This window comes from Vibrio glycogenivorans (assembly GCF_051660965.1).
In the GTDB taxonomy this organism is placed as follows: Bacteria; Pseudomonadota; Gammaproteobacteria; order Enterobacterales; family Vibrionaceae; genus Vibrio.
Map to the genome: position 1 here is coordinate 126,908 of NZ_JBPVIS010000003.1, position 13,738 is coordinate 140,645.

Sequence of the window (13,738 nt, forward strand, 5' to 3'; positions counted from 1 at the left end):
CTCGCCATCAGACACATCGAAGCTAATATCAATGTCCCCGTTCCAGTCGGCATCAGGGGTAATGGTGAACGAACCATCGTCGTTCACCGTCACTTCGGCGTTGCCATCAACGCTCAGGTTGCTCGCGGTAAGGTCATCCCCTTCCACATCAGTGACGTTGGATAGGAGCTGCTCTTGGCTAAGGGTAATCTCACCATCTTCATTGACGGTATAAGACAGGTTACCTTCAACGGTTGGCGCATCATCAACTGGCGTCACAGACACGTCAATATTGGCCGTTACCGTATCCGTGCCGTCAGACACATCGAAACTAAACTCAACATCACCGTTGAAGTTTTCATTCGGTGCAAAGCTATAAGTGCCGTTGCCGTTATCGGTCAAGATGCCATCGGTGCCGCTATAACTGATGCCTTCAACGGTAAGGTCATCGCCTTCAATATCGGTCGCACCTTGCAGTAGATGCGCATCCGTGAAGGTAAGAATGCCGTCTTCTTCTACGGTGAATTCTTGGTCTTGTGGCTGAGGCAGATCGTTAACCGGATTGACTGTTAAGTCCGCGCCAGATTGAACTAGGTTTTCGCCATCAGACACATCAAAGCTGATGTCGATATCACCATTCCAATCCGCATCTGGGGTAATGGTAAACGAGCCATCGTCATTGACAGTGACTTCAGCATTACCATCAACCGAAAGGTTGGAGGCGGTGAGATCATCGCCCTCAACATCGCTTACATTAGATAGAAGCTGCTCTTGGCTGAGGGTAATTTCACCATCTTCATTCACGGTGTAAGACAGGTTACCTTCCACCGTTGGCGCATCATCGACTGGTGTCACGGATACATCGACATTCGCCGTGACAGTATCCGTGCCATCGGAAACATCAAAGCTGAACTCAACATCACCATTGAAGTTCTCGTTTGGCGCGAAGCTGTAGGTACCATCACCATTGTCGGTCAAGATACCATCAGTGCCGGTGTAGCTTACCCCTTCAACAGACAGATCATCCCCATCAATATCCGTAGCACCGGTCAATAGATCGGCATCGGTAAAGGTCAGCGTACCGTCTTCTTCCATGGTAAACGCTTGATCTTCAGGTTGTGGCAGGTCGTTGACTGGATTAACGGTAAGATCAGCTTGTGCCTGTACTACATTGTTGCCATCAGAGATATCAAAGCTGATATCAATATCGCCATTCCAATCTGCATCAGGCGTAATGGTAAAGCTGCCGTCATCATTGACCGTGACTTCGGCATTACCGTCGACGCTCAAATTGCTCGCCGTCAGGTCATCGCCCTCAACATCCGAGGCTTGTGACAATAGCTGCTCTTGGCTCAGCGTTATCTCACCATCTTCATTCACGCTGTAAGCTAAATCGCCAGACACTGGCGCGTCATCTACTGGTGTCACTGACACATCAACACTTGCAGTCACAACATCCGTGCCATCAGACACATCGAAACTAAACTCAACGTCGCCATTGAAGTTTTCATTAGGTGCGAAGCTATACGTGCCATTACCATTGTCAGTTAAGATACCGTCCGTTCCGGTATAACTCACTCCATCAATCGACAGATCATCGCCATCGATATCGGTAGCACCGGTCAAAAGATCAGCATCAGTAAAGGTTAGAATGCCGTCCTCTTCGATGGTAAAGGCTTGATCTTCAGGCTGAGGAAGGTCGTTAACTGGGTTAACCGTCAAATCTGCCTGAGCCTGAACAATATTACTGCCATCAGAGATATCGAAGCTGATATCGATATCGCCATTCCAATCGGCATCTGGAGTGATAGTGAAAGAGCCATCACTGTTCACGGTGACATCAGCATTGCCATCAACACTAAGGTTGCTGGCAGTCAGATCATCGCCCTCGACATCACTAGCCTGCGACAGCAACTGCTCTTGGCTAAGCGTGATTTGACCATCTTCATTGACGCTGTAAGCCAGATCGCCTGAGACAGGAGCATCATCAACCGGCGTGACGGAAACATCGATATTTGCCGATACCGTATCGGTACCATCGGAGACGTCAAAGCTGAACTCGACATCACCATTAAAGTTTTCGTTTGGCGCGAAGCTATAAGTGCCGTCGCCGTTGTCAGTCAGGATACCATCTGTGCCGCTGTAGCTAACGCCTTCTACAGACAGATCATCTCCTTCGATATCGGTTGCACCCGTGAGTAAATCGGCATCGCTAAAGATCAAGGTGCCATCTTCTTCAACACTAAAGGCTTGATCTTCAGGTTGTGGTAGATCATTAACTGGATTGACGGTGAGGTCAGCACCTGAGGCAACGATATTCTCGCCATCAGACACATCGAAGCTGATATCAATATCACCATTCCAATCCGCATCTGGCGTGATGGTGAAAGAGCCATCATCATTGACGGTGACATCCGCATTACCACTGACGCTAAGGTTACTCGCGGTTAGATCACCACCATCAATATCACTGACATTGGATAGCAACTGCTCCTGACTTAGGGTGATTTCACCATCTTCATTCACGGTGTAAGACAGATTACCCTCAACCGTCGGCGCATCATTGACTGGTGTCACCGACACATCAACATTGGCCGTCACAGTATCTGTGCCATCCGACACATCGAAGGTAAATTCTACGTCGCCGTTAAAGTTCTCGTTTGGCGCGAAGCTGTAGGTACCATCACCATTGTCGGTCAAGATACCATCGGTGCCACTATAGTTGACCCCTTCAACTGACAGGTCGTCACCCTCAATGTCTGTTGCACCTGTGAGTAAGTCTGCATCGGTAAAGGTTAGCGTACCGTCTTCTTCAACACTAAAGGCTTGGTCTTGCGGTTGTGGTAAGTCGTTCACCGGGTTAACGGTTAGATCCGCTCCAGAAGCAATGATGTTCTCACCATCAGACACATCAAAGCTGATATCGATATCGCCATTCCAATCGGCATCTGGCGTAATGGTAAATGAGCCATCATCGTTGACTGTTACCTGCGCATTTCCGTCTACAGTGAGGTTCGATGCTGTTAGATCATCACCTTCAACATCCGACACATTGGACAACAGTTGCTCTTGGCTTAGAGTAATCTCACCATCTTCATTGACGGTATAAGACAAATTGCCTTCCACCGTTGGCGCATCGTCTACCGGGGTTACCGAGACATCAACATTGGCCGTTACGGTGTCAGTACCATCAGATACATCAAAGGTAAACTCTACGTCGCCGTTAAAGTTCTCGTTTGGTGCAAAGCTGTAGGTGCCATCGCCATTGTCGGTTAAGATACCGTCGGTACCGGAGTAAGTTACCCCTTCGACCGACAGATCATCCCCTTCGATATCCGTCGCACCGGTGAGTAGATCGGCATCAGTGAAGGTCAGAGTGCCATCTTCTTCAACAGTAAACGCTTGATCTTGAGGTTGAGGCAGATCATTCACCGGGTTAACGGTCAGATCTGCGGTGCCTTGGATAGTATCAGTGCCGTCAGAGATATCGTAGCTAAGGTCGATATCACCATTCCAGTCAGCATCTGGCGTAATGGTGAACGAGCCATCCTCATTGATGGTCACTTCAGCGTTACCATCGACGGTTAAGTTTGAGGCTGTCAGGTCATCCCCTTCCACATCAGAAGACTGAGACAAGAGCTGATCTTGGCTAATGGTGATCGAGCCGTCCTCATTGACTTGATAGGACGTTGAACCAGAGACTGGTGGATCGTTAATCGGCAACACATCAACGTTGATCACGGTATCCACGGTCGCACCGTCATCATCGGTGACGGTAACGTTCAACTGAACCTCACCATTAAAGTTCTCGTTAGGGGCAAAGCTGCAAGTACCATCCCCATTGACAGTGAAGATCCCATCTGGGCCATCATAGTTGATCTCAAGCGATACGACTTCGCCGTCGATATCGGAGGCATTGGCAAGGATCTGTGATTCACTAAAGGTCAGGACTTCATCTTCATTGATGGTGTAAGAAGTTGGTCCTGCAACCGGCGGATCATTCACCTCTGTGACTTGGACATCAATGTTAGCTGTGACGGTATCGATTCCATCGGTCACATCAAAGGTAAAGTCGACATCGCCGTTAAAGTTCTCGTTTGGCGAGAAGGTATAAGTACCGTCACCATTGTCAGACAAAACACCATCTGTGCCCGTGTACGAGACCCCTGAAACCGAAAGGTCATCGCCATCAATATCGGTCGCATTTTCTAACAACTGTTCATCGGTAAAGGTTAATGAACCATCTTCCTCAATGGTGTAAGCCTTGTCTTCTGCTTCCGGCGCATCATTAACGGGCATGACTTCAAAGTCAAAACGTGTTCTGGTCGATGCGGTATCACCATTGCTGTCCTCAACGGAAGTCGAGGTGATATTCAACGACACTGGGCCATTGAAGTTCTCCGCACCTTGGAAGCTCAAATTATCGAGGTCCCAATCAAGCACATCGGCGCTGTCATTATCACCGTCTGCAGTGAAGGTATTGGTGCCATCAGTGATGGTAGCACCATCGGGGATCTCGTCGATCACCAACGACTGAAGTGACTCTGAACCGTCCAGGTCCGTCACGGATGAGTCAATACGGATCGGCACCGAGTTATCTTCACTCGGCATTTTGGTCACTGAGATATTATCTAACAAGCCACCCAGAGAGTTATCGTCAGGTGAGTCAAATTCAAGGCGGGGGTTATCAGTCGTTGCAGTCAGTTCATAGTTGAAACTGTTCCAACCCATCTCTTCAGGGACGATGGTATCGATCAACTCCCCTTCAAAATAAACATCAATTTGTGAATCTTCACCTAGATGTCCTTCGCGTCCAGACATATCGAAAGACAAGCTGATCACTTCACCCGCTTCGGCATCGAGATCCGTGAACAGATTAGATTCATCACCACGATTCGCTTCAAGTTCAATCACATCGCCGCGATCATCACCCGCGCCGTAAACCCAATCCGGGTTGACCTCAATAGCGTTATTAACGTTATCTGTCTGCCAACCTGTCAGCACACTATCGTCACCTTGGCCATAATCCGCCAAAGTCATATCACCCAGCGAAACGGTCAGAGATGGTTCATCTGCATCTGCGGTAACGGTAACTGGCGCATCAAACACAGCATCAACCGTTCCGTCGTTAACCGTGATGCTTAGGTTGGCGTCACCACTGTAATCTTCATTTGGTGTGTACAACCAATCACCGTCTTCCGTTTGGGTAACGGTGCCGTTTTCATCCGAGCTAATATCCGTAATCGACAACTGATCGCCATCAATGTCGGTCGCATTTTCAAGCAATGAAGATTCGGTGATCAGGATCGATCCATCTTCATTGATTTCATAAGAGGTTTCGGCAAGTACTGGGGTATCGTTTACCGCGGCAAGATTCACGTTACCAGTCGCTTGTGTCACTGCCCCGTCGTTATCATCAACATCGAAGGTAAACGGCACATCACCGTTATAATCCTCTGTTGGAGTATAGGTAAAGGTTCCATCACCGTTATCGACAACGGTACCGTACTCTTCGTCAATCTGGAGATTCAGTGCGGTTAGCTCATCTGAGTCGATATCCGTCGCCGTTTGTAACAGCATCTCTTGGGTAAAAACGATAGCGGTATCTTCGGTACCATCAATTTCGGTTATGCCCGCTTCTGGCGCATCATTAATTGGGCGAACCGTTAGGTCAATATTGCTAGTGACCGTCTCTTGGCCATCACTAATATCAAAGGTGACGTCCAGCTCGCCGTTAAAATCTTGATCTGGGATAACGGTAAAGGTGCCATCACCATTGTCGGTAACGGACGCGTTCTCACCCACCGACAGATTAGAGGCTGTCAAATCATCACCTTCAACATCGCTGGCGTATTCTAATAGTTGCTCTTGGGTGAAAGTAATCGTGCCATCTTCGTCCATGATGTAGGCGAGGTCTTGCTCAACCTCAGGTGCATCATTAACGTCCTCGACTTGTATCTCGAAGGTGCTGCTAGTGGTTTCTGAATCAAAGTCATCCTCGGTTTGACCCGTGGTCTCATCGCTGCCATCAGCAACATTGACTTCGAACTGCTCACTGGTGGTTTCAGAGTCAAACTCTTCCTCTTCCCCCTCGCCTGCTCCAGTACCTGAAGATGCTGCGGCTGGCGCAGCGCCTCCAGCTGCAGCGGCAGCTTGTGTCGCCCCCTCAGCTTCAGCGCCGCCATCAGACCCACCAGTATCGCCACCAACGGCTTGAGAACCTACTGTTGCACTAGCGCCACCACCAGAACCACCACCAGTATCGGCGCCAACACCGCCACTGTCTGAGCTGCCATCAACGTTCTTAGATTGAGCCGCGCTCGAGCCTTCGGTCCCTGTATCAGCAGCGCTCGCTGCTGATGAGCCGGAGCCACCACTCTCGCCTTCCTCACCTGCCCCAGATGGACCACCCGCCATCGCCTGATTCGCCTGCGCCGCCGCATCTTCAGAGCCCGCAGCAGTCGCCGCAGCCGTTGCTGCCGTACTTTGTTGATTTCGCGTATTCGCCTGCTGTGAGTCGGTCCCTGCATCCGGTGTAACTTGCTGTTCTACCGCATCATTTAGTTTGTTTTCATTATTGTTGGGATCTTTGTTATCAGCCATGATGAGCTCCAATAGGGTGGAAGTGCAAAATATTTCATAGGTAGTAAAGAAAACTAATCTCAAACTTCAAACTTTTTTGCCGCTTTGTCTCAGAAAATAAATTTGAAAAACAGCCAAATAGCTACTTAATTGCTGTCGTATGTTTGGAATGGAATGAGTGATGATAGATATGGAGCAGTTCTCCAAATCGATGGAGTTGAATCACAATGGTATGCAACTGCTTTTGGTGGATTATGTGAACCACTTCAAGCGGCCCAGCACGTACATCAATCAGCTGTACAAGCGCGAAGACTATTTAGAGCTGATGACGTACTCCAAAAAATTAAAAATGACGCTTGCACTATTTAGTGACGCTGACACACCGATAAAACTTGCTAGGCTAGAGCATCTAGCCAGACACGAGTTCTATCCACCAGAGGAGCTGATTCGAGATATTCAGCTCGATTTAGCGGTGGTTGAGCATCAAATACGCTCACTGTGTTCCACGCTTCCTAGTGACTGAGTCACACATAGCGATCAAAAATGCCCAAGGGGTTATAGATGCCCAAGGGCTTAAGGATATGTAGTGAGCAAGAACCCCATTGAGCAACACCTCAAAACCGCCCTTATCTCTAGTGGCTCAACTGATGGAGATAAAGTCGATGACAAAGTAGTCCTGTCTAGCACGATGACAGCCGTGCATAAAACGCTACTGGTCATCTTCTTTTTGATCATCGTCGCTTTAGTCGTCGCATCACAAGCACGCATCGATATCGTGGTCTCGGTGCGTGGAGAGCTGCTGCTCGATTCTGATATAGAGAAGGTTCAACATCTTGAGGGAGGGATGTTAGAGGAGCTGTTAGTAAAAAAAGGTGACCTTGTTTACGAGGGGCAACCTATTGCAAGACTCAAGGCACTTGAGCGTAACAGCCAGTTGGATACGGTGAATACTGAGCTAGTCCAGCTGCAACTCGATAAAATCCGCTATCAAAGTCTGCTCGATATGGTTGAGCCAGACTTTTCCGCCTATCAAGAGGAATATCCTGAGTTCGTTGCCACCAACTTGAATACTTGGCGCCAAGAGTACAGCAAAAACCTCTCTAACGAGCAGTTGATCACCCACGATATCGAGCACAAACAAGCCTTAATCTCATCTATGCGAGAGCGCAGAAAGAGTTCGGTCCATCAGTTGGGCTTGATTCGCAAACAACTCGAGATCAAAGAAACCTTATATAAAGAAGAGATGGCCTCGTATGTCGATGTCCTCAACAATCAAGTGCAAGTGTCTAATATGGTGCGCGAGATAGAAAACCTCGATGAATCGTTGATGAATGAGGATTTTCAGCTTGCCAAGCTCGATAAGCAGCTGCGTGATTTAGTTGAAAACCGCAACTCCGAGTACCAATCGCAGATCATTCAAGCCAAAAAAGACATTAAGATTAAGCAGCTACAACAACCTCAACACTCAGACAAAGTCGACCGCCTGACGGTCTATTCCCCCATTGACGGGCTGGTTGACAAGGTCCATTTTAACTTTAAATCCGCCATTGTGCCTCCCGGTGAGAGCATCGCTGATATTGCCCCGCTCAACAACTCTCTGCACGGAGAGGCCAAAATCCCTAGAAAAGAGATGGGCTTTGTCGAGATTGGTCAGGTAGTCAAGGTTAAGTTCGACACCTATAACTTTGCCAAGTTTGGTTTTGTCGAGGGAACCATCACTTCCATCAGTCGCTCCTCTTATGAAGAGGAAGACAATCAGTTCTACCTTGCCGCTATTGAGCTCGACCGCAATTATCTTGAACGTGCGGGGGCAAAATACAACTTATCACCCTATATGGAGTTTACCGCAGACGTCAAAACCGGCTCTCGTCGGGTCATTGAATACGCGGCTAAGCCAGTTATGTCGGCCATTGAAGATGCCTTTGATGAGAGATAAATATGGCTAAAATACAGAAACCGCTACTCACTCTCTCTATATACCGAATCAGCATAGGCTTGTTTGTGGCAATTGCCGTGTTGGTCGGTATGATGTTCTACAAGTGGCAACAAATCACACCGATAGATTCTGTGGCCAGCAATGAGTTGGTCATCGCCTCCAAAACCCTCAATGAAACGCTCTCTTCTGTGACCCTTGCTTTACAAGACTGTTTTGTCGTCGAAGATTGTATGTTTGCTGAAATTAGTCAGCAGCTATTGACTATCCAACAATCACTCGATGACTTGATAAAAGGTGCGTCGTTGGACAAGAGTAGCCTTAGCTTAGTCGGTGCTATTGAGTACACCAATCTACAATTAGCTCTCGCTCGCTACCTTCGTAGTGCCGATAGCGAATATATTGCTACCCGAGCTCTTTATGATGCTTTGGTTACTGCAGGCGTTCATTTTGAACAGAATCACTCAGCCTTAACCCAAGCGCTACTAGCAATGGAGCTCAATGAAAAAGATCAGTATTACCATCGCCTAATGTGGTTGATCGCTGCCGCTTTGGCTCTTGGGGTATTAGCCGTGAACTTGCTTTATCTTCGGCTGAAAAAAGTTAGGCATGGCTCACAAGACATCAGCTCAGGCTACCAGCATTTGGCCAAACAAATCGAAAATATGGACACCACGGCCCTGCGAGCGCAGCTCAATGATACCGCTTTAAATGTTCATCTTCGCCAAATTTACTCCACCCTCAAGCAAATCCTAGAGGGCAGTGAACGACAGAAACAGGTCAATGATCTCTACAAGCAACTGTATGCGTTGATCGGTTACGAGATTCGTAGCATCACCACCACCATCAATGGTGGCATCCAATACCTGGTTCAAGAGACGGATGACAGCGGTGTGGCGATGGCGAGAGACATTACCTCAGCGGCCAATACCCTGTCAGAGCTGGCGGACAATTATAATCGCCTCATTTCAAAAGGCGGGGATACCGAACAGAAAGACTTTGCCCTGCCAAATGTGTTGTCAGAACTTGTGATCCACCTGCACTCTAAAACCTCGCGCGAGCAAACGCGCCTAGAGTGCTATATCGACAATGGCATTCCTAACCGAGTACAAGGCCAATCGACCCAATTGTTCTGGATCTTATTTCTTCAATTATCTAGCGCATTGCAGGTACAAAATAGCCAGCACATACTGGTCAAGGCCACCTCAGGTGCCTCGAGCAGCGTTGAGAAAACCAAGCTGACCATCAGCGTTTATTTCCTTACGACATCAAATGTCACATTAAGCAAACTCGATACACTTCACTGGAGTAGACACACTAACCCGCCAACCAGCAATGAGGAGTTGGCAAGAACACTGCTTAATGATGACAGCCATTTTTCAATTCAATGGCTGCAATCCGGTAACCAGGTCTGTTTCCAATTGCAAATCGATCTGAGTGTAAAGAGCTATTTGTCAGATGAAACCAAGCTAGATAATCGCCAACTACTCGTGCTGTCCAACTCCCAGCTCCAGGTCGATATCTTACAAACTACCTTAGAGCCGACTGGCGCCACGATCACGGCTATCGATAGCCCAAACGAATTGTTTAAGCTGGCGGGTAAATTTAAAGACTATGATGCGATTATCCTCACCGATACGCTCGATAGCAAAAAACTGCCCAGCTTCAGTAAGACCGTCAAAGCGCAACTGAAAGCAGCACCAGAGACCAAGTTGTTCCTGTCCGTTTCCTCGGCACAAATGGCTCAAGAGACCCTATCCTACGTCGACAAAATATTTTATCTCCCGTTTATAGGTTTTGAGTTCACTCCGGCTCTTTTGACCGCCCTTGAGACTGAGAGCACTGAGGACAACGCTCAAAACAGCTCCTTCTTGATTGTCGAAGACGATCGAGTACAGCAAATCTTACTCAAACGAATACTAACCAGTCAGGAATACGAACCTGATGTAGTCAACGATGGTACTGATGCGGTTGAGCACTACAAGCAGCAGCGCACCGATATTATCTTTATGGACTGCATCATGCCCGGCATGAATGGTATGGAGGCCACCAAACTGATTCGAATTCACGAGCAAGAACAAGACCTAATGCCCTGTACCATCATTGGCGCCACAGCACTGACCAGTAGCCAAGAGCACCAAGCCTGTATCGAGGCCGGGATGGACTTTGTGATCAGCAAACCCTACAAAAGCGATGAAATCGTCAAGGTGATTAATAAGTATGTTGCGGTTCAAAAGCTCTATTAACCCCTTGCTAGTGCTGCTCACTGCAGTCAGCTCAGCTAGCCAAGCCACTACCCTGCTAGAGGCGGTTGAGCTGGGCCTAGATAATAATATTTCCCTGCGCGCGAGCGCTAAGGGCTTAGAGGAGAGTGAGAACAGCATCTTCATCAGCCGCTCAAAATTCTTGCCCTCACTGACAGCAAGTGCCAACACTAACTGGAGCCGAAGCCACAGCAACCGCACCGGTGCCGTCGATGCCACCTCTTACTCTCACTCCAGTGGCGCTGCCCTCTCGCTATCACAAACACTATTTAACCTTGGGGATATCTACAAATATCAAACCGCCAAACTGAATTTCAACACCGAAGAGCTCAATCACGACGACAAAATTCAAGGCACTATCGTCGAAATCGCCACCAGCTACTTTGAATACCTTAAAAATAACGCCCAAATAAAAGCAACCGAGGTGGAACTCAAATCATCCAATTCTCGTGAAACGCAGATGCGTCGCAATGTAGAATTAGGTAACACTGCAGGCAGTGAGCTCTATGAAGTCGTATCACAAAAAGAGGAAGTCAGTAACCGGCTCAGAAGCTTGAGAAAAGACCGCCAAGTGATCCTCAACGATCTCGCTGTTCTCATCCAAAACCCAATCACTCCCTCGCAAGACTTGTATAGCCGTGCTGAGCTCGATGAGTTTGACCAACAGCAAACCCGTCAGTTGATAGAGGAGTCGCTAAGATATAACAGCAGCGTGCTGATCTCGAAAAACACCTTGGATATCAGTCGCCAGAGCCTAAAAGAGAGCGGCGCCACCTTCCTGCCCTCATTGTCGTTATCGGGTAGCTATAGCTATGACTACGCGCACAGCTTTGAGGATCTCCAAGACCCAACTGCAACAGGTAACTCAGATTCAGCCAGCGTCAGCCTCAACCTCAGCATTCCCATCACCTCCGGCGGCTCTGACTACTATGACTACAAAAAAAATGCCTTGGCCATCGAACGTCAAGAGCTGCTATATCAAGACACCTTGATCTCGACGCGCAATGACGTTAACTCCCTGATCATGGACGTTAACGACCTAGCCCAATCAGTCGATAGTTTTGAACGAATTATTCGCGCTAACTATTCCTCCTACCGTGGTATCCAGCGCGCACAGCAATTGGGCACCCGGACCATCACCGACCTTCTCGCCGCCGAAAGTAAGCTGTTTAATGCGGTGCGGGATTACCAAAACACTCGCTACGACTATGTGATCAACATTATTAATTTGGAGAAATCCAAAGGCTCTCTCTCGCTCATCTCCATGCAAAATATGATGGACCTGATGACCGACATGAGTTCACAAAGTGATGAGGAGTTAATTCCAATGCACCTATTGGAATAACGAGCGAGGGAGAGACAACACTATGCAAACTGAACACTTTTCACAAAAGATAAACCTCGCCGACAAGCTGTATCTCACCGCATCGACGATCCTCTCAACTTTGCTTGGCTTGGTGCTGCCGTTTTCCATTCTGATCATCTTTGACCGGGTTTTACCCAACCAAGCCAAAGATACGCTCTATTTACTGTTCACCATTATCCTTGGCGCCATCTATCTCGACTATCAACTTAAAGCGCAAGAGGAAAAGATCTCTTCCGCGCTGATGAGTCAGTTTGAGACCAACCTGACTAACAAGGTTTTTCGCTCGATCTGTTTGGCTGAATTTTCCAAGTTCCGTACCCGTGAGCCGGGCGAGTATTTAGAGCGGATCGCCACGATCCCCGAAATCAAAGCCTTTTTTGGCGGGGAATCCGTCAGAGCCCTGATTAACTTAGCCGTCAGTATTATTACCATTGCCTTGATTGGTGTGATTAACCTCGGCGCAGGGATAACTCTGATCATAGCCTCAACGGTGCTGGCCATTGCTGCCGTGCGATTATCAGAGAAAAAAGTCGCCAACTTGCAGAGCAAGTCCGATATTGAGGGTCTCACCACCTCAAAAATCATCGAAATCGTCTCAAGCCCTATGGATATCAAGGCGCGGAATATGGAGTATCGGGTAGAAAGCTTGATGACCGAGATGATCAAAGAGCGTGAGACCGAGAGCATCAATTATGAGCAAATTGAGTCACACTTTGGCCTAGTCCTATCTCTTATCCAGCAGTTATCAATCGCCTGTGTGGTGGTGTTACTGGCATCGGCGGTCATTAACCTAGAATCCAGTCAAGGTATCATGGCCGCGATCATCATGCTCACCAACCGCTACTTTGCCCCTTACCAGCAAGTTATGCGTACGCTCAGTCGCTGGAAGTTGAACAAAATGCACATCCAGCGTATTGCTGAAGTACTTGACCTAGTCGCCGATCAGAATCAGCAAGATGAGGATATGGATGTAGAAACCATCAAGGTCACATTCCCTAATGGTAAGCGGATTGAACTGAACCGTGGCACTGCTTTTCTATTGACTGGACGCAGTGGTACCGGCAAAACCCATTTGTCCTCTTGCCTAGCAAGGCAGAAACACGACCCTCAGCTTGCTATCCTGATCAATGATAAATCGCTTGACGATATCAACTACAACGTATGGAAGAACAGCGTCATCCTGATCAATAACCGCAGTACCTTTGTTGAGGGCTCGATCATCGATAATCTCACCTGTTTCAAGCCAAGTTCAAATACCGCGGCCTATTCACTGTGTGAAACACTTGGTATCAAGGCGCAGATCGACAGCCTGCCGAATGGCTTTTATACCGAGTTAAGTGGTAATCAGCGCATGCCGTTTTCACGCCAGGTTGTGTATTCGCTGCTGGTTGTTCGAGCGATTCTTGCAGATAAACCACTGATTATTTTAGATGACATTGACGCTGTCTATGACGAAACCTTCGTCAGAAAGATTCTTGCTTCACTGATCAGTCGTACGCAAAACAAGATCACTATCGTGGCAAGCAACAAGATTGACGCCACCGCTAAACTGAAAAAGATCAGCCTCGAGCGTGAGTTCGCCGCGACACAGAAACAGACGGTGGAGAGTTAAGT

The 13,738-nt window shown here is 48.1% G+C and carries 6 protein-coding genes (1 of these 6 only partly in view); 5 read left to right on the plus strand and 1 reads right to left on the minus strand.

Features of this window, described 5'->3' with window-relative positions; translation table 11 throughout:
* Positions 1–6,582, minus strand: partial view of a tandem-95 repeat protein gene (locus tag ACSTTG_RS08800; protein WP_438474519.1) — the beginning only. Its footprint begins 43,782 nt before the window's first position; the window shows 6,582 of its 50,364 coding nt (coding positions 1–6,582); its start codon is at positions 6,580–6,582; the stop codon falls past the left edge of the window.
* Between the two features lie 160 nt (positions 6,583–6,742).
* Between ACSTTG_RS08800 and ACSTTG_RS08805 the strand changes: the two genes are divergently transcribed.
* The 5 genes from ACSTTG_RS08805 to ACSTTG_RS08825 all read left to right on the plus strand — a co-directional run bounded on the left by ACSTTG_RS08805 (position 6,743) and on the right by ACSTTG_RS08825 (position 13,736).
* A complete protein-coding gene (locus ACSTTG_RS08805) occupies positions 6,743–7,084 on the plus strand; it encodes a hypothetical protein (RefSeq protein WP_438458821.1) in 342 nt (113 codons plus the stop codon).
* Positions 7,085–7,147: 63 nt separating this feature from the next.
* A complete protein-coding gene (locus ACSTTG_RS08810) occupies positions 7,148–8,497 on the plus strand; it encodes an HlyD family type I secretion periplasmic adaptor subunit (protein ID WP_438474520.1) in 1,350 nt (449 codons plus the stop codon).
* A 2-nt stretch (positions 8,498–8,499) separates the two neighbouring features.
* Positions 8,500–10,740, plus strand: coding sequence for an ATP-binding response regulator (locus ACSTTG_RS08815; RefSeq protein ID WP_438458819.1), 2,241 nt, complete (start codon positions 8,500–8,502; stop codon positions 10,738–10,740).
* Positions 10,715–12,103: a TolC family protein gene (locus ACSTTG_RS08820; RefSeq protein ID WP_438474522.1), complete on the plus strand. Its 1,389-nt coding sequence runs from the start codon at positions 10,715–10,717 to the stop codon at positions 12,101–12,103. Before ACSTTG_RS08815 ends, ACSTTG_RS08820 begins: the two co-directional genes overlap by 26 nt.
* 22 nt (positions 12,104–12,125) lie before the next feature.
* A complete protein-coding gene (locus tag ACSTTG_RS08825; RefSeq protein WP_438474523.1) occupies positions 12,126–13,736 on the plus strand; it encodes an ABC transporter transmembrane domain-containing protein in 1,611 nt (536 codons plus the stop codon).
* Positions 13,737–13,738: the final 2 nt, after the last annotated feature.

Excerpts from the sequence above, each read along its gene's own strand:
- ACSTTG_RS08805 (WP_438458821.1), top strand. The coding sequence starts at position 6,743 with ATGATAGATATGGAGCAGTTCTCCAAATCGATGGAGTTGAATCACAAT.
- ACSTTG_RS08815 (WP_438458819.1), top strand. The coding sequence starts at position 8,500 with ATGGCTAAAATACAGAAACCGCTACTCACTCTCTCTATATACCGAATC.
- ACSTTG_RS08820 (WP_438474522.1), top strand. The coding sequence starts at position 10,715 with ATGTTGCGGTTCAAAAGCTCTATTAACCCCTTGCTAGTGCTGCTCACT.
- ACSTTG_RS08825 (WP_438474523.1), top strand. The coding sequence starts at position 12,126 with ATGCAAACTGAACACTTTTCACAAAAGATAAACCTCGCCGACAAGCTG.